The organism is Micromonospora sp. NPDC051227, assembly GCF_044455385.1.
In the GTDB taxonomy this organism is placed as follows: Bacteria; Actinomycetota; Actinomycetes; order Mycobacteriales; family Micromonosporaceae; genus Micromonospora.
In genome coordinates this window covers 297,931-323,630 of the sequence record NZ_JBITET010000002.1, presented here as the reverse complement: position 1 = coordinate 323,630, position 25,700 = coordinate 297,931, and the positions used below count along the sequence as shown (strand labels likewise).

Sequence of the window (25,700 nt, the reverse complement as noted above, 5' to 3'; positions counted from 1 at the left end):
GTATTTCGTCGTGCATCGCTATTCCCGCAACGGAATCCCTTGTAAGGGAGGTCACCTCATGTCAGGATCAGTCGTCCATGGCACTTGACCCTCCCGACATTCCCGCCGGCGTGCCTCCCCGTCCCGCCCGCCGACGATGACCCCCTAGGAGTCGTCATGCGTACTCCCCTCCGGCCCCTCTCCCGGCGTGGACTGCTCACCGGCACTCTCGGTTCGGCCGCCCTGCTCACCATGGGTGGCAGCCTCGCGGGCTGCGGCACCAAGGGCGCGCAGCAGACCGAAGCTGGCTGCGTCAGCGAGGACCTCTCCGGCACCGAGAAGAAACTCGCCTTCGCCAACTGGCCGCAGTACATGGACGTCGACGACACTGACGAGTCCAAGCGGCCGAGCCTCGACGAGTTCATCACGAAGACCGGCATTCAGGTGACCTACACCGAGGACATCAACGACAACAACGAGTTCTTCGGCAAGGTGCAGAACCAGCTCGCCGCCTGCCAGAGCACCGACCGGGACATCATCGTGCTGACCGACTGGATGGCGGCCCGGATGATCCGGCTCGGCTGGATCCAGAAGCTGGACCCGGCGAAGATCCCGAACGTGCAGGCCAACCTGCTTCCGTCGCTGCTCAACCGCCCCTTCGACACTGAAAACCGGATTTCCATTCCGTGGCAGTCCGGCCTCGCTGGCCTTGCCTACAACGGCAACGTCACCAGGGAACTGCGGACTGTCGACGAACTGCTCACCCGCCCCGACCTCAAGGGCAAGGTGACCGCGCTCAGCGAGATGCGCGACACCATGGGTCTGCTGCTCGGGTCGAACGGGCACGACCCGGCGAACTTCACCGCCGCCCAGTTCGACGACGCCCTCAACAAGCTCAAGAAGGCCGTCGACTCCGGGCAGATCCGCAAGTTCACCGGCAACGACTACGCCCCCGACCTGGCCAAGGGCGACATCGCCGCGTGCATCGGCTGGTCCGGCGACGTCATCCAACTGTCCGGCGAGGACGAGAAGGTGCGCTTCGTCGCGCCGGACTCCGGCGTGATGCTCTACAGCGACAACATGATGGTCCCCAACAAGGCCACCCACAAGGCCAACGCCGAAGCGTTGATCAACTACTACTACGAGCCGGCGGTCGCGGCGAAGCTCGCCGCGTACGTGAACTACATCTGCCCGGTCAAGGGCGCTCAGGCCGAGATGGAGAAGATCGACCCCGAGCTGGCCGCCAACCCGCTGATCTTCCCGGACGAGGCGCTGCTGTCGAAGTCCAAGGTGTTCATGGCCCTGGACGAGAAGCAGGAGAAGGAGTACGAGGGCAAGTTCCAACAGGTAATCGGGGCGTGACGAGGATGGCGCGCGAGACACCCGCGGGCGACCTGCGCCTGGCCGACCTCACCAAACGGTTCGGCGTCTTCACCGCTGTCGACGACCTGAGCCTGACCATCGAGCAGGGCTCGTTCTTCGCGCTGCTCGGCGCGTCCGGCTGCGGCAAGACCACCACGTTGCGGATGATCGCCGGCCTGGAGGAGCCGACCAGCGGCCAGGTGCTGCTCGGTGACCGGGACATCGCCCGGCTGCGGCCGTACAAGCGACCGGTCAACACCGTCTTCCAGAGCTACGCGCTCTTCCCGCACCTCACCATCTTCGAGAACGTCGCCTTCGGGCTGCGCCGACGCGGCATCCGCTCCGTCGACGACGAGGTCACCCGGATGCTCTCGCTCGTGCAGCTCGACGGCTACGGCAACCGCCGCCCCGCCCAGCTCTCCGGCGGTCAGCAGCAGCGGATCGCGCTGGCCCGCGCCCTGATCAACCGGCCGCAGGTGCTGTTGCTCGACGAGCCGCTGGGCGCCCTCGATTTGAAGCTGCGCCGGCAGATGCAGATCGAGCTGAAGCGCATCCAGACCGAGGTCGGCATCACCTTCGTCCACGTCACCCACGACCAGGAGGAGGCCATGACCATGGCCGACACCGTCGCGGTGATGAACGCCGGCCGGATCGAGCAGTTGGGTGCCCCGGCCGACATCTACGAGTTTCCCGCCACCGCCTTCGTGGCGAACTTCCTCGGCCAGTCCAATCTGCTCGCCGGCGAGGCCACCGGCGTCAGTGGCGGCGACGTCGCGGTGACGGCGCACGGCACGCGCCTCTCGGTGCCCGCCGGCCGCTCACGGGCCGACCACGGCCCGGTCCACCTGGGGGTACGCCCCGAGAAGCTGATACTGGTCGGCTCCGCCGACCAGGTGCCCGCCGGGCATCAGCACGTCACCGGGGTGGTCACCGACGCCTCCTACGTGGGAGTCAGCACGCAGTACCTGCTGCGCACCGGCTGGGGCACCGAGTTGTCGGTCTTCGCCGCCAACAGCGGGACGTCGACGCCGGTGGCGGTCGGCAGCGAGGCCGTGGCGTACTGGGATCCGCGGCACGCGTTCCTGCTGCCCCGCAACGCCGCCGACACCGACCGGACGTCGCCCGTGCTGGACGAGCCGGTGGGTGCGTCGTCGTGACCCTGCTGGGCCCCACCAGGGCGGGGCAGCCGCCGCCCGCGCCACCGGCAGCCCGATCCGGGCGGCGCCGACTCCTGCCGTACCTCCTGTTGTTGCCCGGTGCGGCCTGGCTGCTCATCTTCTTCGGTGTGCCGCTGGTGCAGTTGGCGGCGGCCAGCCTGTACGACCCCAGCGGATCGCTCTCCACCGGGTACGCGATGACCTGGGCGGTCGGCAACTACCCGGACGTGCTGCAGGCGTACTGGCCGCAGTTCCTGCGCTCGTTCGGCTACGCCGGGCTGGCCCTGGTGCTGGCGCTGCTGCTGGGCTACCCACTGGCGTACGCGATCGCGCAGAAGGCCGGCCGATGGAAGAACCTGCTGCTGGTGTGCGTCGTCGCGCCGATGTTCACCAGCTTCCTGGTCCGCACGCTGGCCTGGAAGACGATCCTGTCGGACAATGGCGCGCTCGTCGGTCTGCTGCGCGACGTGCACCTGCTCGGCCCGGACGGTCGGCTGCTGGCCACCCCGTTCGCGGTGGTGCTCGGCCTGACGTACAACTTCCTGCCGTTCCTGGTGCTGCCGCTGTACGCGAGCCTGGAGCGGCTGGACCCCCGGTTGCTGGAGGCGGCCACGGACCTGTACGCGAGCCCGGCGCAGGCGTTCCGTCGGGTGACGCTGCCGCTGTCCATGCCCGGTCTGGTCGCCGGCACGCTGCTCTTCTTCATCCCGGCCAGCGGCGACTACATCAACGCCGAACTGCTCGGCACCCCGAACGAATACATGATCGGCAACGTCATCGACTCGGCGTTCCTGGTCCGACTGGACTACCCGCAGGGCGCCGCGCTGTCGTTCCTGCTGATGGCGGCGATCCTCGCGGTGGTCTTCGGCTACCTCCGTCGAGCCGGCACGGAGGAGGTCCTGTGAGCGCGAGGAGTGCAGCGCAGCGGAGCCCCGCAGTCGCGAACGAAAGGCGGCTCTGATGAGACTTTCGCGCTGGTTGGCAGACCGCTGGGTGATGATCGTGGCGTTGCTGGTGCTCGGCTACCTGGCGCTCCCGATCCTGGTGGTGGCCGCGCTGTCGTTCAACCGGCCGTCGAGCCGGCTGTCGTACGACTTCAACGAGTTCACGATGGACAACTGGCGGCAGCCGTGCGCCACCTCGGACATGTGTGACGCGGTGGCCCGCAGCGTGCAGATCGGCTTTATCGCCACAGTGGTCGCCACAGTGCTCGGCACCCTGATGGCGTTCGCGCTGGTCCGGCACCGCTTCCGGGGCCGGTCCGGGATCAACGTGCTGATCTTCCTGCCGATGGCCACCCCGGAGCTGGTGATGGGCACGTCGTTGCTGGCCCTGTTCGTGTCCGCCGGGGTGCCGCAGGGTTTCTGGACCATCGTGATCGCGCACGTGATGTTCTGCGTGTCGTTCGTGGTGGTCACAGTGAAGGCGCGGCTCGCCGGGATGGACCGGCGGCTGGAGGAGGCCGCCATGGACCTCTACGCCAACGAGTGGCAGACCTTCCGCCGGATCACCCTGCCGCTGGTGCTGCCCGGCATCGTGGCCGCCGCGTTGCTGGCCTTCTCGCTGAGCTTCGACGACTTCATCATCACGAACTTCAACGCCGGCACCACAGTCACGTTCCCGATGTACGTCTGGGGCGCTGCCCAGCGTGGCATCCCACCGCAGGTCAACGTCATCGGCACGGCGATGTTCGCAGTCGCGCTGCTGCTCGTGGGGCTCAGCTCGCTGCGCGGTCGACGGGCCCGCCGCGCCAACCTGCTGGCCGGGCCGTCAAATCAACTGCGTCGGTCGCCATGACCTTCCCGGATGCGGGTCTTCCGACCGGCGTGCCGTCATGACGCTCCCGCATACCGGCCGGGCGTTGGCCGACGCGGCACCGGTGCCGTACTGGCTCGATCGCCCGGACCGCCCGGACCCGCTACCGCCACTGAGCGGCCGGCACTCCGCCGACCTGCTGGTGATCGGCGGCGGTTACAGCGGACTCTGGGCCGCGTTGTTGGCGAAACAGGCGGACCCGGACCGGGACGTGCTGCTCGTCGACGCCGGGACCTGCGGTTGGGCCGCGTCCGGACGCAACGGCGGGTTCTGCGCCGCATCGCTGACCCACGGCCTCGCCAACGGCGTCGACCGGTTCCCCGACGAGGTCGGCGAGTTGGAACGCCTCGGCCGGGAGAACCTGGACGCCATCGCCGCCACCGTCGCGACGTTCGACATCGACTGCGACTTCGAGCGCACCGGTGAGCTGGCCGTCGCCGTCGCGCCGTACCAACTCGACGGGCTGGCCGCCGACGCGGACCTGGCCCGCCGGTACGGCCACCGGGTGCGGTTGCTCGACCGGGACGAGGTGCGCGCCGAGGTGCACTCACCGACGTACCTGGGTGGGATGTTCGACGCCGGCCGGGTGGCCATGGTGGACCCGGCGAAGCTGGCCTGGGGGCTGCGCCGCGCCTGCCTCGACCTCGGCGTACGCGTGCACGAGCACACCCGGGTCACCGGACTGCGCGCCGACAACGCGGCGGTGCACGCCAGCACCCTGGGCACCGATCCCGCCGCTTACCCGGCCGACAGTGGCCGGGCCGACACCCGGGCCGCCGGCCAACCCGGCTCGATACGGGCGCGCCGGGTCGTGCTGGCCACCAACGCCTTCCCGCCGCTGCTGCGTCGGCTGCGGGCGTACCTGGTGCCGGTCTACGACCACGTGCTGATGACCGAGCCGCTCACCCCGGCCCAGCGCGACGCCATCGGTTGGCGCAACCGGCAGGGGCTCGCCGACACCGCCAACCAGTTCCACTACTACCGGATCACCACCGACGGGCGGATCCTCTTCGGCGGCTACGACGCCGTCTACCACTACGGCAACCGGGTCACACCCAAGTTGGAACAACGACCGGCCACCTTCACCACCCTCGCCCGCCACTTCTTCACCACGTTCCCGCAGCTCGCTGACGTGCGGTTCAGCCACCGCTGGGGTGGGGTCATCGACACCTGCACCCGGTTCTGCCCGTTCTTCGGCACCGCCTACGGCGGTCGGCTGGCGTACGCGGCCGGCTACACCGGCCTCGGCGTCGGAGCCACCCGCTTCGGCGCCCGGGTGCTGCTAGACCTGCTCGACGGCGGGGACACCCCGCTGACCCGGCTCGACCTGGTTCGCCGCAAGCCACTGCCGTTCCCGCCGGAACCCGTCCGCGCGGTCGGCATCAATCTCACCCGCTGGTCACTGGCCCGCGCCGACGCGCGTGAGGGTCGGCGCGACCTCTGGCTCCGTACTCTCGATCGTTTCGGTTTGGGGTTTGATTCCTGATGCGTGTCCTCCTCGTCGGCGCCGGTGGCGTCGGCTCCGCCGTCGTAGCCATCGCCGCCCGACGGACCTTCTTCGAGACCATGGTGGTCGCCGACCACGACCCCGTTCGCGCACAGCGGGCGGTCGCCGGGCACGGTGACCGGTTCGTCGCCGCCCAGGTGGACGCCGCCTCGGCCGACGCGGTCACCGCGCTGTGCCGGGAGCACCGGATCACGCACGTGCTGAACGCCGTCGACCCGCGGTTCGTCATGCCGATCTTCGACGGTGCGTTCGCGGCCGGCGCTGACTACCTGGACATGGCGATGTCCCTGTCGCACGTCGAGACCGGGGTGAAGCTCGGCGACGAACAGTTCGCGCTGGCCGACACCTGGTCGGCGGCCGGTCGGCTGGCGTTGTGCGGCATCGGCGTCGAGCCCGGCCTCTCCGACGTCTTCGCCCGGTACGCCGCCGACGAACTGTTCAGTGAGATCGACGAGATCGGGGTCCGGGACGGGGCGAACCTCACCGTCGACGGGTACGACTTCGCGCCCTCGTTCTCCATCTGGACCACGATCGAGGAGTGCCTCAACCCGCCGGTCGTCTGGGAGAGGGACCGGGGCTGGTTCACCACCGAACCGTTCTCCGAGCCGGAGGTCTTCCACTTCCCGGAGGGGATTGGGCCGGTCGAGTGCGTCAACGTCGAACACGAGGAGGTGCTGCTCATCCCGCGCTGGGTCAAGGCCCGGCGGGTCACCTTCAAGTACGGCCTCGGCGACGAGTTCATCGAGGTGCTCAAGACGCTGCACAAGCTCGGCCTGGACGCGGTCTCCCCGGTGCGGGTACGCGGCGTCGAGGTCTCCCCGCGTGACGTGGTTGCCGCGAGCCTGCCCGACCCGGCCACGCTCGGTGCCCGGATGCGCGGCAAGACCTGCGCCGGCACCTGGGTACGCGGCCTCGGCCCGGACGGGCAACCCCGCGAGGTCTACCTGTACCACGTGGTCGACAACGAGTGGTCGATGCGGGAGTACGGGCACCAGGCGGTGGTCTGGCAGACCGCCGTGAACCCGGTCGTCGCGTTGGAGTTGCTCGCCAGCGGCGCGTGGGCCGGTGTCGGGGTGCTCGGGCCGGAGGCGCTGCCCCCGATGCCGTTCCTCGACCTGCTGAACGGTTACGGGTCACCATGGGCGATGGAGGAGCGGTGAGCCTGCCCCGCTGACGGCATCGCGACAGTTCCGTCGCCGCCTCTCGACACCCGATCGGTCTCCGACGTGGACTGCGGGAACTGCGCCCCTTATCCCCGCGATCTTGCACTTTCTGTGGTCACTTATGACTCCTAACGGACATCTCGTCAACAGAAAGTGCAAGATCGTGGGGGTGGGGTGGGGGGTGGGGTGGGGATCGTGGGGGTGTCGCTAGCACTCTTGGGGGCGCTGTGGGGGTTGTCCACAGGGGAGTTGGTTTTCCACAGGTAGTTGTTGCGGGGCATTGTCGGGGGTTCCCGGTCGGTCAGCCTCCCTCCATGGCGACTCAGTTGTGGCGTACCGACGCCCTGATGCGGCGGCTCACCGTTGGACGGATACGGACTCGGCTCGACCGCGAGGAAATACTGCGTGTGCGCAGAGGGGTCTACGCCGACAAGCCCTGCGACGACGACGACGAACTGCGTGCCCTGATGCTCCGGCTGCCCGATGGAGCGGTGTTGGCGAGGCAGAGTGCCGCCCGCCGATACGGCTTCGGGGTGCTGCGCGACGATCTGATCCACATCCAGTTGCCCGCCGAGGTGCCGAAGCCCCGCCTGCCCGGGGTGGTCGTTCACCGCACGGTTCTTCCCGTTCGGCCGGTCTTCGTCGGAGGCCTGCCCTGCGTACCGGCGGCGCGGTGCGCAGTCGACCTTGCTCGCGCCGCTCGTCGGTTCGACGCACTCCCGGTGCTCGACGCCGCGCTGCGGTCGGGCTTGGTCACCCGGGATGACCTGCTTGCCGAGGTTGCGGCCCACAACGCATTGCGGGGTGTCCGCCAGGCCCGGCAACTCATACCGCTGGCAGACGGTAGGGCGGAGTGCCGACAGGAAAGCCAGTTGCGACTGATCCTGATCGACGGAGGCCTGCCCCCGCCGGAGCCGCAACTATGGGTGACCGACCGCCATGGCATCCCTCTGTACCGGCTCGATCTGGGCTACCGAGAACGCCGAATCGGCATCGAGTACGACGGACTGTCGCACCTGAACCGCGATCGAATCAGGCACGACCGTGAGCGGATCAACTGGCTGGCCGCCGCGGGATGGCGGATGCGCTACTTCACCGACCGCGACCTCTACCGCCGCCCCGAACACATCAAAGCCACCATCCGCGCCGCCCTCTCCTAACCACCCCCGTGCCGTGCCGTGCCGTGCCCGTGCCCGTGCCCTCGCCGATCTTGCACTTTCTGCCCCGACAAAAGACGCCTTAAGCATATTTCGGCAACACAAAGTGCAAGATCGGCGGGGCGGGGTGGGGTGGGGCGGGGTGGGGCGGGGCGGGGTGGGGGCGGGTCCGGGGCAGGGCGGGCAGCGAGGGGCGAGGGCTTGGGATTCTCGTGACGTGGGTCACTCTTGAGTCTCGCCTGCCGGAGCCTTCGGGGACGGACGACCCAGATGACGCGACACGGGCACGAAGTCGACCGGGACTGGCTTGCGGTGGTTTGCCCGCTGGACACCCGCGTGGAGGATGGCTGCGGCGGGTGCTTACAGAACCCTTAACCCGGGCCTGCGACGGTATGCCGGGCAAGCCGAACTGGGGGAGCGGGAAAACGTGCGGGTGCTGGTGGCGGACGACGAGCGGTTGTTGGCGGACACGGTGGCCGAAGGGCTGCGCCGCCTCTCGATGGCTGTCGACGTCTGCTACGACGGTGACGGTGCGCTGGAGCGGGTCGGGGTGAACCGCTACGACGTCGCGGTGCTGGACCGGGACATGCCCGGACACACCGGCGACGAGGTGTGCCGCAGCATCGCCGACTCGCAGGTCGGCACCCGGGTGCTGCTGCTCACCGCGGCGGCCGGCATCCGGGACCGGGTGGAGGGCCTCGGCCTCGGCGCGGACGACTACCTGACCAAGCCGTTCGCCTTCGCCGAGCTGGTGGCCCGGGTGCAGGCCCTCGGGCGGCGGTCCACGCCGGCGCTGCCACCGGTGCTCGCCCAGGGCGGTCTGGCGCTGGACGTGGGCCGACACCTGGCCACCCGGGACGGCCGCCCCCTCGCGTTGAGCCCCAAGGAGTTCGCGGTGCTGCACGTGCTGCTGCGCGCGGACGGCCAGGTGGTCAGCGCCGAGGAGTTGCTGGAGCAGGCCTGGGACGAGTTCGCCGACCCGTTCACCAACGCCGTACGGGTCACCGTGATGACCCTGCGCAAGAAGCTCGGCGATCCGGCGATCATCCACACCGTTCCGAAGGCCGGCTACCGCATCGGCGGCACGGCGTGAGCTGGACGCCCCGACGTCGGGTGCTGCTGGTGGGCCTGCTGGCGCTGCTGGCCGGGCCGGTGCTGCCGGCGATGGGCAAGTGGCTGGCGGGGGTGGCCTGGACGTGGGGGCAGCAGTTCTGTGACGTGCCGATGCCCGGGTTGTCGACGGTGTGCCGGGACGTGCGACCGGGGGCGTACATGCTGCCCCTGGGGGCCGTGCTGTTGGTGACACTGGCCGCGCTGGTGGGGCTGTGGTTCGCCGCCGTGTGGTGCCTGCGCCCGGTCGCTGACCTGGCCGGGCCGATCGGTCACCTTGGCCCGCAGAACCTCGGTCACCGGATCCGGCCTCGGGGCCGTGACGAGCTGGCCCGGCTGTCCCGGGCGATCGACGAGATGATGGAACGCGTCTCCGCCGGGTACGAGGGGCAGCGGCGGTTCGCCGCGAACGCCTCGCACGAGCTGCGGACGCCCCTCGCGGTGCAGCGGACGCTCATCGAGGTCGGCATGGCCAGGACGCTCACCGGCGAGCAGTTGGAGCTGTTGACCAGTCAGCTGCTGGAGACCAACGAGCGCAACGAACGACTGATCGAGGGACTGCTCGCGCTCAGCGAGAGTGACCAGGGCCTCCGTTCGCGGATACCGCAGCGGTTGGACACGATCGTCGAGGCGGTGCTGGCCGGATACCTGGGCCGGGCCCGGGAGGCCGGGGTGACCGTGGAGACCCATCTCGTACCCCGGGTCGTCGTCGGCGAGCGGGTGCTGCTGGAACGCCTGGTCACCAACCTGGTGGAGAACGGGATCAAGTACAACCGGCCGGGCGGCTCGCTGACCGTCGTGGTGAGCGGCGTGCCCGCGCTGTCCGTGGTCAACACCGGCCAGCCCGTGCCGGCCGAGGCGGTGGCCGGTCTGTTCGAGCCGTTCCGCCGGCTCGCCCGGGACCGGACCTCGCAGGGCGGCGGGGCCGGCCTGGGCCTGGCCATCGCCCGCTCGATCACCCAGGCCCACGACGGCATCATCGCGGCCCGGCCCGCCGAGTACGGCGGCCTACGGGTCGACGTCCAGCTACCCACCTTGAACTGACACTTCCACCCACCTTCACCGGGGTCCACGTACCGCTGGACCCCGCCTGTGGTGTGCCCGAAAAGGAGAGACGATGACAGGCACCGTTGGCCAGGTCCGGGCCGATGTCGAGGAGGCCAGCCGCTGGCTTGCCGGCCGCGTGGTCCGTACCCCCGTGCTGCGCTCCCCGGTGATCGACGAGCTTGCCGGGGCGCGGGTCCTGCTCAAGGCGGAGAACCTCCAGAACGGCGGCTCGTACAAGATGCGGGGCGCGCTGCGCGCGGTTGGCCGCCTCGCGATGGCCGGCCACACCGGGGTGATCGCGCAGAGCACCGGCAACCACGCGGTGGCGGTGGCGTTGGCGGCCCGGCAGCACGGGCTCGCGGCGACAGTGGTGCTGCCGGTCGACGCGGCATCGACGAAGGTCGACCGGGCGCGCGCGGCGGGAGCGCGGGTGGTGTTCGCCGGCACCGGCGTCGAGGAGCGGGTGGCGGTGGCCAACGGGCTCAGCGACGAGAGCGGTCACCCCGTCGTCGACGCGTACGACCACCCGGACGTGATCGCCGGGCAGGGCACCGCGAGCCTGGAGCTGATCGAGGACGCCGAGCGCGCGGGGACGCCGTTGGACGTGTTGGTCGTACCGGTGGGTGGTGGTGGCGGGGTGGCCGGCGCGTGCCTGGCCGCCGCCGGCTCCGGCATCGAGGTGTACGGCGTGGAGCCGGTGGGCTGCGACTCGCTCGCCCGCAGCCTGGCGGCAGGTGTTCGCGTGCCGGTCGCGCCGGCGCCCACCATCGCGGACGGGCTGCGGCCGTCCTGCGTGGGGGAGTTGCCGTTCGCCATCGTGCGGAACACGCTGCGCGGCGTCGTCCGGGTCGACGACGACGAGATCGCGGCGGCGTTCCGGCTGATCCTGACCGAGCTCAAGGTGCTCGCCGAGCCCTCCGGCGCGGCGGGCCTGGCCGGCGCCCTCCGGCTCCCGCCGGACAGGGACCGGCAGCGGACGGTCGGTGTGGTGCTGACCGGCGGAAACGTGGAGGAGTCGTTGGTGGCCCGGTTGATGGCCCCGCGATCCGCCGACCTGGCTGAGGAAGGGACGGCGGTGTGAGCGCGCCAGTCCGGATCGGAATCCTGTTCGGTGGACCGTCGGCGGAGCATGAGGTCTCCTGCGCCTCCGCACTCGGGGTGGCCCGGGCGCTCGCCGGTGGCGGCTACCGCACTGTCGCCATCGGCGTCACCCGCACCGGCGGGTTCCGGCTGATGCCCGACGCGCTGCTGGCCGAGCTGCGCGACCGACCGGCCGGCGAGCGGGCCATCGACGACCAGTTGGTGGTGACCGGGCCGGCCGTCGAGTTGCGGGCCGGTCCGCGTCCGGGTGTCGTGCAGGTGTCCGCCGGTAACGCCCCCGGCGCGGTGCACGCCGAGCTGGACGTGGTCTTCCCGGTGCTGCACGGCCCGTACGGCGAGGACGGTGTGGTGCAGGGGCTGCTGGAGTCACTGAACGTGCCGTACGTCGGATGCGGCATCCTCGCCTCGGCGGTCGGCATGAACAAGGTGGCGATGAAGCGGGCTCTGCGCGCCGAGGGCATCCCCGTCACCCCGTACGTGTCGTTCGACGCGCAGACCTACCGGGCGGTCGACGATCCGGAGAAGTTGGTGACCGGGCTGAGCCGGCCACTCTTCGTCAAGCCGGCCAGCATGGGTTCGTCGATCGGCATCTCCCGCGTCGGCGAGGGCGATGACCTGGCCCCCGCCGTGGAGGAGGCGCTCCGCCACGACCAACTCGTCATGGTCGAGCAGGGGGCCGCCGGCCGGGAGTTGGAGTGCGCGGTGCTCGGTGGCTGGCGTCCCGAGGCGTCGGCGGTGGGCGAGGTGCAGGTCAGCGGCGGCTGGTTCGACTACCAGCAGAAGTACTTCGGCGACGCCGACCCGATGATCGTCCCCGCCGTGCTGCCGGACGAGGTGACCGCGCGGGTCCGCGAGCTGTCGCTGCGCGCGTTCGCCGCGATCGGCGGTTGGGGTCTGGCCCGGGTCGACTTCTTCTACGACGCCGGTGAGCTGTACGTCAACGAGCTGAACACGATGCCCGGCTTCACCGCGCACTCGATGTACCCGAAGGTGTGGGCAGCCGTCGGGGTCAGCTACCGGGAGGTGGTGGACCGCCTCGTCGAGTTGGCCCGGCTCCGGCACGCGGAACGGTCCGCGAGCGCGGCGGGGAGCGTCCGATGATCCTGCTCTCCGACCCCCGGGTGGCGGCCGTGTCCAGCGCCGACGACGGCGAGGAGTTCGTGGACCTGCGTGAGCTGCCGGAGCTGCGGCTCGACGGTCGGGCGGCCGACCCGGCCGGGGCGTACGCCCGGTTGCGGGCCGGTGTCGTGGACCGTCTGCTGGCAGCGCAGCGTGCCCTGCCCGGTGGGCTGCGGCTGCTGGTGGTCGAGGGCTACCGGCCGTACCAGGCGCAACTGGCCATCTTCACCGGCTACCGTGACGAGCTGCGCCGACGGCACCCGGACTGGTCACCGCAGCGGCTGCACCGGGAGACCACGAAGTTCGTCTCGCCGGTCGAGGTGGCCCCACACAGCACCGGTGGCGCGGTGGACCTGACGCTCTGCACCGACGACGGTGTGGAGCTGGACCTGGGAACGGCCATCGACGCCACCCCGGAGGACAGCGCCGACGCCTGCTTCACCGACGCGCCGGCGATCGGCGGCACCGCCCGTCGGCACCGGCAGATCCTGGTGGACGCCCTCGGCGGCGCTGGGATGGTGAACTACCCGACCGAGTGGTGGCACTGGTCGTACGGCGACCGTTACTGGGCGCTGATCACCGGGGCCCCGCGCACCCGGTACGGGCCGGTGGACCTGGCCGCCGCACGATCGATACCCGTGCCGGCTGAACGGTAGGACGCTCCGGTCCGTACCGGTGGGTGAAGGACACCACCGAGGACGGGAGTGACGGCGATGAGGGTGCAGCGCAGGCACGTGCTGGCAGCGAGTGTGGCGGTGCTCGCCGCGGTGGGCGTGTCGGTGGGGACCAGCTTCGGGTTCGCCGACACGGCCCCGGCACGGTCGTCGGTCTGCTCCGGCTCGGTCACCTTCTCCGCGGAGGGCGGGGCGCCGGCGGCGACCAGCGACCGGTTCCCGGTGGGGACCCGGCTGCGGGTGACGAACCTGGACAACAACCGGGCGGCCACTGTGACGGTTACCGGTCCGTCGGGCAGTTGCGTGCTGCTCAACGCGGCGGCCATGGATCTGGTCCGCGAGCCGGGGAAGAACGTGATCCGCCGCAACGTGGTGGAACGCGTCGACGGCGCGGCCCCTCCCGCCGGCGCTCCGGCCCCCGGCACCGTCCGCCCCGGCGCCGCGTCTCCCGGCGCGCCCGGCCCGGCGCCCCGGTCGGCGTGCTCGGGGGCGATCACCTTCTTCGAGGAGGCGGCCGGACCGGCGGCGACCAGCGGGCAGTTCCCGGTCGGCACCCGGCTGCGGGTGACCAACCTGGACAACAACCGGGCGACCACTGTGACGGTGACCGGCCCGTCGGGCAGTTGCGTGCTGCTCAACTCCGCCGCCATGGAGCAGATCCGCGAGCCGGGCAAGAACCTGGTGCGCCGCAACACTGTCGAGGTGCTTCGCTGACCTCGGCGGAGGGGCCCGTGCACCGGGCCCCTCCGCCGCTCGGCCTGCTCCGCCGCTCAGCCGAAGGCGGCTTCGAGGAGGTCGGCACCCCGACCGAGGTGCCCGTCGGAGATCACCAGCGGGGGCAGGAAGCGCAGCACGTTGCCGTACGTGCCGCAGGTCAGGGTGAGCAGGCCGGCGGCGTGACAGGCCGCCGAGATGGCTGCCGTGGCGGCCGGGTCGGGGGTGAGGGTGCCCGGCAGCACCAGCTCCACGGCGAGCATCGCGCCCCGGCCGCGTACCTCGGCGACCCGGGGATCCCGCTCGGCGATGGCCCGTAGCCGGGGGACCAGCACCGACTCGATCCGTCGGGCCGCACCGGCCAGGTCCAGCTCGTGCATGGTCTCGATGGTGGCCAGCGCGGCGGCGCAGGCGATCGGGTTGCCGCCGTAGGTGCCGCCGAGCCCACCGACGTGCACCGCGTCCATCAGCTCGGCCCGACCGGTCACCGCGGCCAACGGCAGGCCACCGGCGATGCCCTTGGCCACTGTCACCAGGTCGGGTTCGACGCCCTCGTGCTGACAGGCGAACCAGTCGCCGGTACGGCAGAAACCGGTCTGGATCTCGTCGGCGACGAAGACCACCCCGGCCGCCGTCGCCCAGGCCCGCAGCGCGGGCAGGAAACCCGGCGCGGGTACGACGAAGCCACCCTCGCCCTGAATCGGCTCGATGAGCAGCGCGGCGACGTTCTCCGCGCCGACCTGCTTCTCGATCATCTCGACGGCCCGGGCCGCCGCCTCCGCGCCGGAGAGCCCACCATCGCGCAGCGGGTACGACATCGGCACCCGGTAGATCTCCCCGGCGAACGGCCCGAACCGGTGCTTGTACGGCATGTTCTTCGCGGTCAACGCCATGGTCAGGTTGGTCCGGCCGTGGTACGCGTGGTCGAACACCACGACCGCCGGCCGCCCGGTGGCGTGCCGGGCGACCTTGACGGCGTTCTCCACCGCCTCCGCGCCGGAGTTGAACAACGCCGAGCGTTTCGCGAACCCGCCGGGCGTCAACGCGTTGAGCTGCTCGCACACCGCCACGTACGACTCGTAGGGCGCGACCATGAAGCAGGTGTGGGTGAACCGCTCCACCTGCGCCCGGACCGCCTCGACCACCCTCGGGGCCGAATTGCCCACGCTGGTCACGGCGATGCCGGCGGCGAAGTCGATCCACTCCCGGCCGTCCACGTCGGTGATCGTCGCGCCGGACGCCCGGTCCACGTAGGACGGGATCACACTGCCGACACCCCGGGCCACGGCATCGCCGCGCCGCTTGTGCAGCTCCTCGGACGTCGGCGCGGCGCCGCTTTTCGTTTGCGACTGCGAGGCTCGCAAACCCGGCTCACTCCTCGCGCTCACGGTTCAGCCCTCGATGTTGTGCATGACGTGCTTGATCCGGGTGTAGTCCTCCAGGCTGTAGACCGAGAGGTCCTTGCCGTGCCCGGAGTGCTTGAAGCCACCGTGCGGCATCTCGGAGACGAACGGGATGTGCGTGTTGACCCAGACGCAGCCGAAGTCCAGTCGACGGGTCATCCGCATGGCCCGGCCGTGGTCGCGCGTCCAGACCGACGCGGACAGGCCGTAGTCGACGCCGTTGGCCCAGCGCACCGCCTCGTCCTCGTCGGAGAAGCGCTGCACGGTGATGACCGGCCCGAACACCTCGTCCTGGATGATTTCGTCGGCCTGACGCAGCCCGGAGACCACGGTCGGCGCGTAGAAGTAGCCGCGTTCGCCCTGCCGGGACCCGCCGGTCTGGATCGCCGCGTGGTCCGGCAGGCGGTCCACGAAACCGCTGACCCGGGTCAGCTGGTTGGCGTTGTTCAGCGGACCGTAGAGCACGTCGGCGTCGTCCGGGGCGCCGGTCTTGGTGTTGCGGGCCTGTTCGGCGAGCGCCGCCACGAAGTCGTCGTGAACGCCGGGGCCGGCGAGCACCCGGGTGGCCGCCGTGCAGTCCTGCCCGGCGTTGAAGTAGCCGCCCAGCGCGATGGCCTCGGCGGCCGCCGCCACGTCTGCGTCGTCGAAGATCACCACCGGGGCCTTGCCGCCCAGCTCCAGGTGGGTCCGCTTCAGGTCGGGGGCCGCCGCGGCGGCGACCTCCATGCCCGCCCGGGTCGAGCCGGTGATCGACACGAGCTGCGGGGTCGGGTGCGACACGAGGGTACGACCGGTGTCCCGGTCGCCGCAGACCACGTTGAACACTCCCGGCGGGAAGAACTCGGCGGCGATCTCGGCGAGCAGCAGCGTCGACACCGGGGTGGTGTCCGACGGCTTGAGCACCACAGTGTTGCCGGCGGCGAGCGCGGGGGCGATCTTCCAGACCGCCATCATCAGCGGGTAGTTCCAGGGGGTGACCTGCGCGCAGACGCCGATCGGCTCACGCCGCACGTAGGAGGTGTGCCCGGCCAGGTACTCCCCGGCGGACCGCCCTTCCAACATCCGGGCGGCACCGGCGAAGAACCGGAACTGGTCCACCGCCGGGGGAAGCTCCTCCTCGGCGGTGAGCTGGCGGGGCTTGCCGGTGTTGCGGACCTCGGCGTCGACCAGCTCGGCGGCGCGCGCCTCCACGGCGTCGGCGAGCTTGAGCAGTGCCCGCTGCCGCTCGGCGGGGGTGACCTCCCGCCAGCTCTCGAACGCGGTGGCGGCGGCGCTCATCGCCGCGTCCACGTCGGCGGCGCCGGAGACCGGGGCCTGGGCGAACACCTCACCCGTGCAGGGGTCGACCAGGTCGGCGTAACCGCCATCGGACGGGTCGACGTAGGAGCCGTTGACGAAGTTGCGCAGCTGCTGCTGGTCACTCATGAGGGATCACTCCGAGGGGGCCGGGGGCGCGGTTCTGCGGCGGTTATCGCAATCTCTCTGCCATCTTCGCTACTGAATTCGCGGCAGACAAGGGTTATCGCGACTGTTTCCGTCGACTGGTCGCTCGGCTACGCTGCTCGGCGTGGAGCCCGCACCCTTCTTCGTCGCCTCCCGCCCCGCCACCGGCGAGGGTGAGCTGACCGTCCACCACCCGTACGACGGCCGCCCGGTGGGGCGTACCACAGTTGCCACGCCCGACCAGGTCGACGCCGCCGTCGCGGCGGCGGCCGGGGTGGCCGCGCAGGCCGCGGCCCTGCCCGCGCACGCCCGCGCGGGGGCCCTCGACCACGTGTCCCGGCGGCTCGCCGAACGCGCGGACGAGATCGCCGCGCTGATCACCGCGGAGAACGGCAAGCCGCTCAAGTGGGCCCGCGCCGAGGTCGGGCGTGCGGTGTCGACCTTCCGCTGGGCCGCCGAGGAGGCCCGCCGCTTCTCCGGCGAGTTGCAACGACTCGACACCGACCCGGCCGCCGGCGGGCGGATCGCCCTGGTCCGCAGGGTGCCGCGCGGGCCGGTGCTGGGCATCACGCCATTCAACTTTCCGCTCAACCTCGTCGCCCACAAGGTGGCCCCGGCCATCGCCGTCGGCGCGCCGATCATCGTCAAGCCCGCGCCAGCGACGCCCCTGACCGCGCTGCTGCTCGGCGAACTGCTGGCCGAGACCGACCTCCCGGCCGGGATGTTCTCGGTGCTGCCGCTGCCCAACGACCGCGCCGCCGAACTGGTCACCGAACCCCGGCTACCGGTGGTGTCGTTCACCGGCTCCGGGCCGGTCGGAGCGGCCATCCGCCGCGCCGCGCCGGAGAAGCACGTGACGCTGGAGTTGGGCGGCAACGCCGCCGCGGTGCTCTGTGCGGACTGGACCGCCGACGAGGACCTGGACTTCGCCGCGCAGCGCATCGCGACCTTCGCCAACTACCAGGCCGGCCAGTCGTGCATCGCCGTCCAGCGGGTGTACGTGCACCACGCCCTGCACGCCGACTTCCTGCCCCGGCTGGTGGCGGCGGTGCGGGCGCTGCGGACCGGCGATCCCGCGTCCGAGCTGACCGACGTCGGGCCGATGGTGTCCGAGGACGCTGCCCGCCGGGTCGAGACGTGGGTGGCCGAGGCCGTCGCCGCCGGCGGCACCGTCGAGGTGGGCGGTCTCCGCGACGGCGCGACCTACCCCCCGACCGTGCTCACCGGCGTGCCGGCGAACGCCAAGGTCGTGGCCGAGGAGGTGTTCGGACCGGTGCTGGTGGTCACCCCGGTCGCCGACGACCAGGCCGCGTTCACAGCGGTCAACGACTCGGCGTACGGCCTGCAGGCCGGCGTCTTCACTCGACGCCTGGACGTGGCCTTCGCCGCCGCCCGCGCGCTGGAGGTGGGCGGGGTGATCGTCGGCGACGTGCCGTCGTACCGCGCCGACCAGATGCCCTACGGCGGGGTGAAGGGCAGCGGCGTCGGCCGGGAGGGGCTGCGCAGCGCGATGGACGACTACACCGAGCCCCGGGTCATGGTGCTGACCGGCCTCGTACTCTAGACCGGCAACGCTGCCGGGCTAGTCGGCCTGCCAGGTGCCGTCGTCGCGAACCCGGGCGGGGGCGCGGCCGAGCAGCAGGGTGGTCAGCGCGGCGTCGATGGTGTCGCCGAGGAACCACTCGCCGGCCTGGTCGAGCGCGAACACCCGACCGCGTTCGTCCACCGCCAGGATGCTGTCCTGCTGCTCGGTGCCGATCGGAAAGAGGCGTACGCCGAGCACCGCGCCGAAGTCCGCGAGGGTGTCGGCGGTGTGCGCGATGGTGTGCGGGCGGATGTCGAAACGGGAGATCCACACCTGCTCGCCCCGGCCGCGCCGCGCACCGACCAGGCTGGGGAACGCGGTGAGCGCCTCCACGGCGGCGGGAAAGACCTCGTGCCGATGGTTGCGCCCCGGCACCGACGTGACGTCCCGTACGGCGGCGGCGGCCATGATCTGATCACCTATGTGTGGCCGCCAACCGGCCGCGACCAGCGCGTTCGCGACCTCCGCCGGGAACCGCCCAGGATCGGGGTCGGGTGCCTCCGGCGCGTTCCAGGTCTCGGTGTAGGCGCGAGCCGACTCCGGCAGGACGTTCGCCCGCACCAGAAAGGCGATGCACGAGTCGCAGGGCCGTTCGGCGGGCCCACCAGCGGGATCGCCCGGCTCGCGGATCCGGAAGATCTCGAAGCGGGCGCCCTCCAGCAGCGCCGCTGCCTCGGGCCGCCCCATCGGCGCGATGCCCTCGGCGGCGCGGCGGTGGTCGTACTCGTGCAGGACGTCGGAGATCACGATCAGCTCGGCGTGCGCCTCCCCGCCGCGAACCAGCTCGCCGGGCGGCAGCTGGTCGAGATAGTCGCGGACCAGCGGGTGATGGTTGAGTGGCACGTCGGCCTTCGTGCCCTGGGCCGTCCAGATCCGCCCGTCGATGGTCAGGTGCGCGGCGGTGTTCGGGGTGGCGCCCCGATGGATTTCCCGGACCAGCAGGCTTGACGGGTCGAGAGTGCGGGGAGCTGTCGGCCCCGCGGGCTGGCTACGCCGGTACAGCTCCGCCACCACAGTGCTCGGCACCCGGGGCCAGGTGGTGACCGTGCCGGTCTGCTTGTCGATGACTGTCGTCGGCAGGTCACCAGGCACCGTGCGCACCTCGGCGGGCACGACGGACGTGATGACCCACCCCAGGTCGAACTCGTCGACCATTGCGGTGCACTCGTGGCCGAGACGCTGCGAGTCACGGCGGGCCCAGGTGGCCGCGAGCTGCTCGGCCTGTTGACGGTCGATCACGCATTGAAACTACCGGACTACACGAATCGATGGCGGCCGGTATTGTTTCGCTCTACCGACGGTGACGGGAGGGCGGCGGTGGACGAACAGGCGGACCGGGGCGTCAATCGCGAGCTACGGGCCCGATTCGACGACGTTTATGGGCAATACCAGCAGCTCAGATCCGGTTTGGACACCCTCCAGACGCGACTCGCCGCGCTGCGGGTGACCCGCCGGTCGGCCGACGGGCAGGTGACGGCGACAGTGGGTGCGCAGGGCCAGTTGATCGAGGTCGAGCTGACGGCGGCCATCTACCGGGACCGCGACGCTGACGCGCTCGGCCGAAAGGTCACCGAAACGATCCGGGTCGCCGCGACCGCCGCCGCCGATGCCACCCGCGACCTCGTCGCCGAGAGCATGCCGGCCGGCTCCGCGGCGACGGACTTCCTCAAGACCGGTGACTACGCCACGCTGCTCGGTCGGGCCGACGCCGTACTCGGCAAAGGTGATGCGAAGCCATGACCGACGGGCAGCTCTGGCTTGATCCGTCCCGGGCCCGCCGGGGCGGCGCCGACCTGACGCTCGCCGGCGAGGCGGTGACGGCCCGTCGTGCGGCGGAGGGGGGCGCGATCGAGGCCGCCAGCGGTGCCCGGCCCTGGGGTCGCGACGACATCGGCGCCGCGTTCGAGCGCAACTACCGCGGGTTCGAGCAGACCGTGCTGCGGGCCTGGGCCGGCGTCGGGCACCGGCTCACCGAGCTGGGCAGCGACGTGGTCGAGGCGGTCGACGCGAGCGTGCAGACCGACGGGGCCAGCGCCGCCCGGGTCGGTCGGGCCGCCGACCGGCGCTGACGGCCGGCGATCTGAGATGAGCGTGCTGCCGAGTCCCGTCCCGCACCCGCTGGACTACGCGCCGTGGGACGTGCCCGGCTGGATCTACGAGGCCCTCGACTGGGTGGTCGGCGTGCAGTGGCCGGAGGGCAACGAGCGGGCCGTCTGGGACGTCGCCGACCAGTGGTACGCGGTCGCCTCCGTGCTCGCCGGGCCGCACGCCGACGCCGCCGCGGCCGCCGTTGAAGTGCACAACGGGTACGGCGGCGTCGGGGCTGTCGACGCGGCGTTCGAGGCGGCCTGGCGGGGGATCGCCGAGGGCGCCGACGCCCCGCTGCCCGTGCTGCTCGCGGTCACGGCCGACCTGGGCCGACTGGTCGAGGAGTGCGGTTGCGACATCGAGGGCGCCAAGCTGGAAGTCTGGATCGAGCTGGGCATCCTGGTCATCGAGCTGCTCACCGTGGCGGTGGCGGCGGTGTTGACCGCCGGTGCGGCGACCCCGGCCGCCGGCGCGGCGATCACCGCGACGCGACTGCTGGTCCAACAGATCTTCAAGCGTCTGATGGGCCAACTGGCCAGCAAGTCCCTCAAGCACGGGCTCAAGGAGGCCGGCGAGCGGGCCGCCAAGGAGGCCGCCCGAGGTGGAGCACGCGGGCTCGCCAAGCGGGCCGCCCTGGGAGGGCTGGAGGAGGCCACCGAGGAGGCCGGGGTCACCCTGGCCACCCAGGCGTACCAGAACTCCACCGGCCGGGCACACGGCCTGGACCTGACTGATCTCGGTGCCTCGGCGGTGGGCGGGCTGGCCGGCGGGGCGGTGGCACCGCTGGCCGGCCTGGGCCGGCACGCGACCGGGCGAGCGGCGAAAGTCGGTGAGCACCTGGGGCGGGAGATGACCGGCGAGGTGCTCGCCGACAGCGCGGCGAGCCTGGCCACCGGTCAGGGTCTGACCTCGATGGAGGACGTGGCGCGCGCCGCCGCGTCCGGGGCCACCGGTTCGGCGACCGGGCAGACCGACCACGCGCTACGCGCCCGGCTCGACGCGCAGGCCAATGCCCTCGCCGGAGCATCGTTCGCGGGCCCCTCCCTTCCGGCCGTGCTGCCTGTCGCGGGGGATGCGGCCTCTGCGGGGGCGTCTCCCTCCCCCGGGGTCTCGTCTGCTGCGGCCTCGGCCGCTGCTTCCGCGGGGGCTGCCGGTGGTGTGGCCTCGGGTGGTCCGGTTACGGCTGTCGGCATTCCGGTGCAGACGACGGAGGGCGTTGCCACCACGGCGCCGAACCAGTTGGCTGCGCCGACGCCACCGGTCGTCGACCAGTCACGGGAAGCCGGGCTGGCGTCTCCGGTCACGCCCGACGTGCACACGTCGTCACCGATGCCGGTTGGCGCTCTGTCCGACGTGGACGTGGTGGACCGTTCGGTACGCGCGTCCGAGGCGACACCGTCGATGGACGGACCCTTCGCGGAGAGGACGGGCACACCGCACCCGGCCGACAGTGTGCTTTCGGCGGCGACCACCAACCCGGCCACGTCGGCGGTAGGTGTCGGTCCGGTCGCGTCGGCGTTGGGTGCCGATCCGGCCACCTCGGCGGTGGCTGATCCGAGTCGGTCTGTGGTGGGTGCTGATCCGAGGCTTTCGTCGGCGTCCGCGCCGGTGGCCGGCCCCCTCGAATCGAGCAGCGGGCCGGCTGCCACCGGTGTGCCGCCGGTCCAGCCCGGCAACTCGCCGCACCCCACCACCGCCGGACCGACCGCCTGGTCTCCGACGACCGGCCACTCCGCGCCGACGATCACCCCCGGCCCGGCGGCACCGGTCACCTTCGGCGTCCCGACCACCACCAACGGGCCGCTGCCGGTCGCCCCCACCCCACCTGCGGTGAGTCGGTTCGCCGTGCCGTCGCGTGTCCCGACCCGGGAGACGCCCGCACCGGTGCGAGCGCCCGACCATCCCGCCCGGGGAAGGGCGTCGATACCCGTCGACGTGGCCGCGTTCGGCGCACCGTCGGTGCGCGAGCCCGAAACCAACGACGCGTACGCGGCGCAGTGGGCGGCAGCGGCGGAAGCCGCCGAGCGGCGGCGCTACCAGGACCACTACGAATCGCTGCGGATCGGGTTCGAGAACAACCGCCGGCAGGCCGAGGCCGCCCGACTGCGCACCCGTGCCGCGGAGCACGATCGCCGAGCCGTCGAGTACGCCACCTACGCCCGACAACTGCACCAGGCCGGCAACCGGCAGTGGGCCGACGGCTGGCAGCGCGCCGCGAACGAGGAAGCTCGCGCGTACTCCGAATGGCGTGACGTGGCAGAAGCGGTGCTGGCTGGCACCACGGCCCCGCCGGTCGTGGACATCAGCGCCACCTTTGAGCACGCCAACCGGGACGTGGGTGCGCTCGCGCTCGGCGCGGTGGAGACTGCCGGCCCGTCCAGGCTCACCGGCGACGACGATCCGCCGCCGATCGACGACTCCCGGCCGTACGGGCAACCCGGAGGACTCCGGCCACCGCTCGCCCTGCACCAGGTCGACGTCGAACGACAGATGCCCCGCGATCCGGACGGCACCGTCACCCGCACCGCCGACCCCCGACACGGCGGCTGGTTCGGGCTGCTCAACGACGGCGGTCCCGCGGCCGACGCGACCCGGGGCATCAACTGCCTGGACTGCACGCTGTCCCTGTTTGAGACGTGGGTGCACGGGCGACCCCGCGTGTCGGCGCCACGAACCTTCGACGGCTACCTCGACGGTGACATCCGGCGCCCCATCCGCGGCGAGGCAGGCGGCCCAGGTCGGGTGGAGGACGTGACCGGCGGGCGCTTCCAGCAACTCCTCGCCCCGGCGTCCGGTCAACGTACGGACTCCGCGCAGGCGCGGCAGGCCGCCGACCGGGGCTACCGCAACCTGCACGACCAACTGCTGCTGGGCGGCCACGGCAGCTACTCGTTCCTGGTCACCGAATGGGCGCACGGTGGTTCGCACGCCTGGGTGGCGCTCAACCAGAACGGCACGGTGCTCTACGTGGACCCGCAGAACGGCGTGGTCCGGGACCAACCGCTCTACCCCAACGTGGTCGGCATCGACGCGCTGGTGCTGAGCGGAGACGGTCGACCGATGCCGCTCGGCGGACTACCCCGGGGCCGGTTCAGCGAACGGCCCGACCTGCCGGATCACCCGCCGACGCACGACGACGGCGGCCACGGCGACCCGTACATCAACCGGATGTACCTGCTCCTCGACGGCCCGGGCTCGGCCCCCGATGCCGACGCCAACGTTCCAGCGAGCGCCGATCCCGACCAGCCCACACCGGTTGGCGGTCCTTCCCACGCCGTAAGGTCGGCCAACAGCGTGGACGACGTCTTCGCCGCAGGGGTGACTCCCGTTGAGTTCGCGACGGCGGTCGACCCGCCCACCCTCCGTCGGCTGGTGCCGGACCTGGACGAAGCGTCGGCACGGGATCTCGTGCGACTGTTCGCCGACGACCGGGTCCGGGACATGCTCGACAGCGCCCGGCGGGAGCCGCCCCCGAACGAGCCGGACCTGGCCGAGCGGCTGATGCGGCAGCTGGTGCAGCATCCGGACCTGGCGCGCATGATCCAGTCCACGCCTGAACTCGCGAAGTCGCTGACGGCCCGTCCGCTGACCCTGTATCACCTGGCCAGCCATCAACAGGCCATCGACGTCCTCGCCGAGGTGCTGGAGGACGTTGCCCAACAGGAGGCAGCGGGGCCCGGCGTGTTGGGACAGACAATCGGGACCGGTAACGATGTGGATCAACCGCAACCAACGCCACTCACGGACGACCAGCGGCGGATCAGCGCGAGTATTCGGATTCCGGATGATCTACCTGCCCAACCGGGATTCGAGAAGCGTCGTCAGTCTGACCCCTCCTATCGGCAGCATTACCTCGACGATCTCTACGCAGCAGCAGTTGTTGCCCAGGCGGAGCTGAATCAGTTGGCGACGTCCCTGGCCCTTGTCGATGATCGTCGGGTCGGTGAGCCCGGCTGGCGTGAGCAGCCCAAGGATCGCCGTCGAGCCGAGGACAAGGTGACCAAACACCAGGGCGATGCCTCCAAGCTGCTCGACCTGGCCGCCGCGAAGGTCGAGTTCCGCAATCTCGATGACCTCTACGCGGCACTCGGGCGGATACGCGACCACCCTGACGTCGTCATCGTGAATTTCCAGGACCGGTTCGTGTCTCCCGAGGACAGCGGCTACCGGGACGTGCAACTCGTACTGCGGACCCGGAACGGGCACCTTGCGGAGTTTCGTCTGCACCTGGCTGCGCTCGACGAAATCGCGGTCTGGGAGCATGCGCTGTATGAGGTGCGCCGCGATGTGGACGCCTTGGCCCGGATCGAGGGTCGAGCCTTGACGAGGCGCGAGGGAGCGATCGCAGACGGCATCCTTCGTCGCGAACAACAGCTGTTTTGGCAGGCGCTGCAGTCGACTTACGAGGGGAACGCTTGATGGCCCAAATGCCAGGTCTGGTGCTCCCGTCCTACTACCTGTACTACCAGTCGCCGGTAAAAATCGTGGAAACGCCCGACGGCGGCGCCAGGGTTTGGCGTGTTGCGATCGACACTGGCGCTTGGCAGGAGAAGAACGACCTGTTTAACGAGATCGTCTTCGACATCGGGGGCGACGTATTTCGGCGCACTCCTGAGGACTTCGTGCAGGAGGTGGAGCGCTTCCGGGCTCACTATCTCGAGGGCGGAGGCCCGATCTTCGCTCTCTACGAGACGGTGCAGACGGTCAGGGACGTGGCGAAGGCCGAAGATCGTCACCTGACGCCAAAGGAGCAGGCGCTCATTCGTGGGATTCGGCAGCGGACATTCGTCATGTTCGAGGAGCAGCTTCGCGCGGCCGGTGATCCTGGCGCGGACCCCGATATAGCGAGAGCACAGTAGGTGTGCTTCGCGGATGGACAGACAGGGGGACGGGTCGGTGGCGGGGCCGAATAAGATCGACCCATGGCGAAATCCGGTACGCGGAGCGTCAGGTCCACCGTCTGGGCCTGGCCGGTCGGCATCCTGATCGGTCTGGCGATCGGCATCCCCGTGTTCGGTCCGAAGGGTGGTGTCGCCTTCGGTGTCGCCCTCGGCATTGCCTTCGCGCTCGGCCTGGGTGCGATAAGGGGTCGGGCCGACGGTGACCCTGCTCGGGGTGGCCCGGACGGCAGGGCCCCCGGGGATGGTGCCGACGTCTCAGGCCGAGGGTGATCCACTCGGGTTCATTGAAGTCGGGGCATCCAGGGCCGTGGGATAGCCCGACTTCCGTGAAGCCGAGTGGATCATCGCGCACGCCGGGCACGCCGGGCACGCCGC

Annotated in this window: 21 protein-coding genes; 18 read left to right on the top strand and 3 right to left on the bottom strand. The window is 71.0% G+C overall.

All coding sequences use genetic code 11. The features are described from left to right. Positions 1-156 precede the first annotated feature (156 nt). From ACIA47_RS05670 to ACIA47_RS05610, 13 genes are all read left to right on the top strand, one after another. Entirely contained in the window at positions 157-1,341 is a 1,185-nt protein-coding gene (locus ACIA47_RS05670) for an extracellular solute-binding protein (RefSeq protein WP_396705792.1), read from the top strand. A gap of 5 nt (positions 1,342-1,346) precedes the next feature. Continuing rightward, positions 1,347-2,498 carry an ABC transporter ATP-binding protein gene (locus ACIA47_RS05665; protein ID WP_396705790.1) on the top strand — a complete coding sequence of 384 codons (1,152 nt, stop codon included), beginning with the start codon at positions 1,347-1,349 and terminating at the stop codon, positions 2,496-2,498. Beyond that, entirely contained in the window at positions 2,495-3,403 is a 909-nt protein-coding gene (locus ACIA47_RS05660) for an ABC transporter permease (protein ID WP_396705788.1), read from the top strand. Before ACIA47_RS05665 ends, ACIA47_RS05660 begins: the two co-directional genes overlap by 4 nt. Before the next feature lie 55 nt (positions 3,404-3,458). Further along, a complete protein-coding gene (locus tag ACIA47_RS05655; protein ID WP_396705786.1) occupies positions 3,459-4,295 on the top strand; it encodes an ABC transporter permease in 837 nt (278 codons plus the stop codon). Between the two features lie 37 nt (positions 4,296-4,332). Then, positions 4,333-5,799 (top strand): NAD(P)/FAD-dependent oxidoreductase, encoded by a 1,467-nt coding sequence (locus tag ACIA47_RS05650; protein ID WP_396705784.1) that lies wholly within the window; start codon positions 4,333-4,335, stop codon positions 5,797-5,799. After that, entirely contained in the window at positions 5,799-6,980 is a 1,182-nt protein-coding gene (locus ACIA47_RS05645; RefSeq protein WP_203126684.1) for a saccharopine dehydrogenase C-terminal domain-containing protein, read from the top strand. The genes ACIA47_RS05650 and ACIA47_RS05645 overlap by 1 nt, the downstream gene beginning before the upstream one ends. 350 nt (positions 6,981-7,330) lie before the next feature. Next, positions 7,331-8,143 (top strand): DUF559 domain-containing protein, encoded by an 813-nt coding sequence (locus ACIA47_RS05640; protein WP_396705783.1) that lies wholly within the window; start codon positions 7,331-7,333, stop codon positions 8,141-8,143. Between the two features lie 424 nt (positions 8,144-8,567). Further along, complete coding sequence (locus ACIA47_RS05635) at positions 8,568-9,233, top strand: response regulator transcription factor (RefSeq protein ID WP_396705781.1); 666 nt, start codon at positions 8,568-8,570, stop codon at positions 9,231-9,233. Continuing rightward, positions 9,230-10,294, top strand: a complete 1,065-nt coding sequence (locus tag ACIA47_RS05630; protein WP_396705779.1) for a sensor histidine kinase — start codon at positions 9,230-9,232, stop codon at positions 10,292-10,294. Before ACIA47_RS05635 ends, ACIA47_RS05630 begins: the two co-directional genes overlap by 4 nt. 73 nt (positions 10,295-10,367) lie before the next feature. Next, positions 10,368-11,378: a threonine/serine dehydratase gene (locus ACIA47_RS05625; RefSeq protein WP_396705777.1), complete on the top strand. Its 1,011-nt coding sequence runs from the start codon at positions 10,368-10,370 to the stop codon at positions 11,376-11,378. Then, positions 11,375-12,499, top strand: a complete 1,125-nt coding sequence (locus ACIA47_RS05620; protein ID WP_396705775.1) for a D-alanine--D-alanine ligase family protein — start codon at positions 11,375-11,377, stop codon at positions 12,497-12,499. The genes ACIA47_RS05625 and ACIA47_RS05620 overlap by 4 nt, the downstream gene beginning before the upstream one ends. Continuing rightward, positions 12,496-13,173: a M15 family metallopeptidase gene (locus tag ACIA47_RS05615; RefSeq protein ID WP_396705773.1), complete on the top strand. Its 678-nt coding sequence runs from the start codon at positions 12,496-12,498 to the stop codon at positions 13,171-13,173. Before ACIA47_RS05620 ends, ACIA47_RS05615 begins: the two co-directional genes overlap by 4 nt. A gap of 57 nt (positions 13,174-13,230) precedes the next feature. Then, entirely contained in the window at positions 13,231-13,905 is a 675-nt protein-coding gene (locus ACIA47_RS05610; RefSeq protein ID WP_396705771.1) for a hypothetical protein, read from the top strand. 56 nt (positions 13,906-13,961) lie between these two features. Here the strand turns inward: ACIA47_RS05610 and gabT are convergent, their stop codons facing one another. Together gabT and ACIA47_RS05600 are read right to left on the bottom strand one after the other, a co-directional pair. Further along, positions 13,962-15,269 (bottom strand): 4-aminobutyrate--2-oxoglutarate transaminase, encoded by a 1,308-nt coding sequence (gene gabT / locus ACIA47_RS05605; protein ID WP_396705769.1) that lies wholly within the window; start codon positions 15,267-15,269, stop codon positions 13,962-13,964. A 27-nt stretch (positions 15,270-15,296) separates the two neighbouring features. After that, positions 15,297-16,733, bottom strand: a complete 1,437-nt coding sequence (locus ACIA47_RS05600; protein ID WP_238683549.1) for a gamma-aminobutyraldehyde dehydrogenase — start codon at positions 16,731-16,733, stop codon at positions 15,297-15,299. Positions 16,734-16,875: 142 nt separating this feature from the next. Here ACIA47_RS05600 and ACIA47_RS05595 point away from each other — a divergent pair, with 142 nt between their 5' ends. After that, positions 16,876-18,315 (top strand): aldehyde dehydrogenase family protein, encoded by a 1,440-nt coding sequence (locus tag ACIA47_RS05595; RefSeq protein WP_396705766.1) that lies wholly within the window; start codon positions 16,876-16,878, stop codon positions 18,313-18,315. Positions 18,316-18,333: 18 nt separating this feature from the next. Here the strand turns inward: ACIA47_RS05595 and ACIA47_RS05590 are convergent, their stop codons facing one another. After that, positions 18,334-19,575, bottom strand: coding sequence for an SUKH-3 domain-containing protein (locus ACIA47_RS05590; RefSeq protein ID WP_396705764.1), 1,242 nt, complete (start codon positions 19,573-19,575; stop codon positions 18,334-18,336). A 78-nt stretch (positions 19,576-19,653) separates the two neighbouring features. Here ACIA47_RS05590 and ACIA47_RS05585 point away from each other — a divergent pair, with 78 nt between their 5' ends. Genes ACIA47_RS05585 through ACIA47_RS05570 form a run of 4 tightly spaced genes read left to right on the top strand, consistent with a single transcriptional unit; the run spans position 19,654 to position 25,283 of the window. Next, a complete protein-coding gene (locus ACIA47_RS05585; protein WP_396705762.1) occupies positions 19,654-20,076 on the top strand; it encodes a YbaB/EbfC family nucleoid-associated protein in 423 nt (140 codons plus the stop codon). Then, entirely contained in the window at positions 20,073-20,405 is a 333-nt protein-coding gene (locus tag ACIA47_RS05580) for a hypothetical protein (RefSeq protein WP_203124809.1), read from the top strand. The genes ACIA47_RS05585 and ACIA47_RS05580 overlap by 4 nt, the downstream gene beginning before the upstream one ends. 16 nt (positions 20,406-20,421) lie before the next feature. Then, the gene (locus ACIA47_RS05575; protein ID WP_396705760.1) at positions 20,422-24,843 is read left to right on the top strand and encodes a toxin glutamine deamidase domain-containing protein; all 4,422 of its coding nucleotides are present in this window, start codon (positions 20,422-20,424) and stop codon (positions 24,841-24,843) included. Beyond that, positions 24,843-25,283, top strand: coding sequence for a hypothetical protein (locus tag ACIA47_RS05570; protein ID WP_396705758.1), 441 nt, complete (start codon positions 24,843-24,845; stop codon positions 25,281-25,283). The genes ACIA47_RS05575 and ACIA47_RS05570 overlap by 1 nt, the downstream gene beginning before the upstream one ends. Positions 25,284-25,700 lie beyond the last annotated feature (417 nt).

Excerpts from the sequence above, each read along its gene's own strand:
- ACIA47_RS05670 (WP_396705792.1), top strand. The coding sequence starts at position 157 with ATGCGTACTCCCCTCCGGCCCCTCTCCCGGCGTGGACTGCTCACCGGC.
- ACIA47_RS05665 (WP_396705790.1), top strand. The coding sequence starts at position 1,347 with ATGGCGCGCGAGACACCCGCGGGCGACCTGCGCCTGGCCGACCTCACC.
- ACIA47_RS05655 (WP_396705786.1), top strand. The coding sequence starts at position 3,459 with ATGAGACTTTCGCGCTGGTTGGCAGACCGCTGGGTGATGATCGTGGCG.
- ACIA47_RS05650 (WP_396705784.1), top strand. The coding sequence starts at position 4,333 with ATGACGCTCCCGCATACCGGCCGGGCGTTGGCCGACGCGGCACCGGTG.
- ACIA47_RS05645 (WP_203126684.1), top strand. The coding sequence starts at position 5,799 with ATGCGTGTCCTCCTCGTCGGCGCCGGTGGCGTCGGCTCCGCCGTCGTA.
- ACIA47_RS05640 (WP_396705783.1), top strand. The coding sequence starts at position 7,331 with ATGCGGCGGCTCACCGTTGGACGGATACGGACTCGGCTCGACCGCGAG.
- ACIA47_RS05625 (WP_396705777.1), top strand. The coding sequence starts at position 10,368 with ATGACAGGCACCGTTGGCCAGGTCCGGGCCGATGTCGAGGAGGCCAGC.
- ACIA47_RS05615 (WP_396705773.1), top strand. The coding sequence starts at position 12,496 with ATGATCCTGCTCTCCGACCCCCGGGTGGCGGCCGTGTCCAGCGCCGAC.
- ACIA47_RS05610 (WP_396705771.1), top strand. The coding sequence starts at position 13,231 with ATGAGGGTGCAGCGCAGGCACGTGCTGGCAGCGAGTGTGGCGGTGCTC.
- ACIA47_RS05600 (WP_238683549.1), bottom strand. The coding sequence starts at position 16,733 with ATGAGTGACCAGCAGCAGCTGCGCAACTTCGTCAACGGCTCCTACGTC.
- ACIA47_RS05580 (WP_203124809.1), top strand. The coding sequence starts at position 20,073 with ATGACCGACGGGCAGCTCTGGCTTGATCCGTCCCGGGCCCGCCGGGGC.
- ACIA47_RS05575 (WP_396705760.1), top strand. The coding sequence starts at position 20,422 with ATGAGCGTGCTGCCGAGTCCCGTCCCGCACCCGCTGGACTACGCGCCG.
- ACIA47_RS05570 (WP_396705758.1), top strand. The coding sequence starts at position 24,843 with ATGGCCCAAATGCCAGGTCTGGTGCTCCCGTCCTACTACCTGTACTAC.